Raw genomic sequence first — 1,269 nt, 5'->3', positions numbered from 1 at the left:
TCGAATGCAGGTCGCGAGCGGCGGTCACGGTGGCTCCTGTGGTGCGGTGGGTTAGTCGTCGAGGGCGATGAAGGTGGCGAGGCCGAGCCAGGTGAGGACGGCGGCGATGATGCCGACGATGGCGGCGGCCTGGCTGTCGGCGGTCCACCAGTAGGTGGTGCCTGCGGAGAAGGCGCCGAGGGCGAGACCGAGAAGGAAGAGCGGCATGGTCATGCCTCCGTGGTGGTGGGCTGCTGCGGCTGGTCGAGGGCGGCGAGGGTGTCGCGGGCCTGCTGTACGGCCTCGACGCGGACCGATGCGGCGATGGTGAGGTCGCACAGCCGCTGTACGCGTTCAATGGCGGCCTCGGCGGTGGCGCGTCGCTTCTGCTCGTCCTTCCACGCCTGCCGGTAGCTCTCGCGCTCGCCGGACAGGGTGCGAAAGTGGCGGGCCTGCTGTTCGGCGTCGAGCTCTGCCTGCTCAAGGGCGGCCTCGGCCTGCTCGGCGGCCTGCTCCATCTCCAGCGCCTTGGCCGTCCACGTGGCGCGCCCGGCGGCCAGCTGCTTCATCTCCCGGTCCCGGACTTTATGGATTTTCTCGGCAATCCAGTCGACCCACTCGTTGATGCGCTGGGTGCCTCCCTCGCCATCGAGTTCGGCGTCTTGCAGGCCCAGGAGCATGGCCGGGCGGATCGCTGCCGCGTACTGCTCGCGCAGGGAGTCGGGTGTCGGCTGGTCGGTCACTTCTTCCTCCGTGCTGCTGCTCGCCGGGCGGCCCGGTTGGCGTGGGGTGTGGGTGCGTCGTCGGGTATGACGTGCTCGCCGGTGGTACGGAGCACGGTTCCCCACTGGGTTCCGGGGCGGCCGGCTCGCTCGCCTCGGGGACTGGACGACGGGGAGGTCACCGGGTCGTCTCCTCGGCCTGGTATGTCCACCAACCGTCGAACCTGGCAGGGATGATCGGGTAGTCGGCGAGCATGGGGCGGAGTACCGCGAGATGGAGCTCCATGGTCTGGGGCTCCTGTGCACCCCAGTAGCGTTCGCCGTCCCACCGGCCGTGGCAGTCGCCGCCGTACCGTCCGTCGAGCCCGGCGGTCAGAATGTCGTGGGGGTCGTCAAGGTTCAGGGGTCGGGGCAGGTAGTGGCTCCACAGGTCGAGCGTCCCGATGCAAGCGCGGGTGACGCCAGCCTTGCGGCGGTACCAGACGGCGGTGGCCTGGCCGCTGAACGCGTGCCGGTCGCCGCGCGGGTGCTGTTTGCCGGTAACCGTGTCGAGGGCGATGGCGTAGGG

General features: G+C 70.1%; 3 protein-coding genes. All 3 read right to left on the bottom strand.

The features are described 5' to 3' along the window. Positions 1–51: 51 nt before the first annotated feature. Entirely contained in the window at positions 52–213 is a 162-nt protein-coding gene (locus tag ACMZ42_RS27170) for a hypothetical protein (protein ID WP_415733452.1), read from the bottom strand. Further along, complete coding sequence (locus ACMZ42_RS27165) at positions 210–722, bottom strand: hypothetical protein (RefSeq protein ID WP_415733451.1); 513 nt, start codon at positions 720–722, stop codon at positions 210–212. The genes ACMZ42_RS27170 and ACMZ42_RS27165 overlap by 4 nt, the downstream gene beginning before the upstream one ends. A 157-nt stretch (positions 723–879) precedes the next feature. Continuing rightward, a partial coding sequence (locus ACMZ42_RS27160; RefSeq protein WP_415733450.1) for a hypothetical protein occupies positions 880–1,269 on the bottom strand: 390 nt, incomplete at its 5' end.

Origin of the sequence: Lysinibacillus sp. NPDC056185 (assembly GCF_047737915.1) — a bacterium.
GTDB lineage: Bacteria > Bacillota > Bacilli > Bacillales_A > Planococcaceae > Lysinibacillus.
The sequence above is the reverse complement of the archived record's forward strand: the minus strand, read 5'-3'. Positions and strand labels throughout refer to the sequence as shown.

Bases quoted from the DNA above. Each gene is read 5' to 3' on its own strand.
- ACMZ42_RS27170 (WP_415733452.1), bottom strand. From the start codon at position 213: ATGACCATGCCGCTCTTCCTTCTCGGTCTCGCCCTCGGCGCCTTCTCC.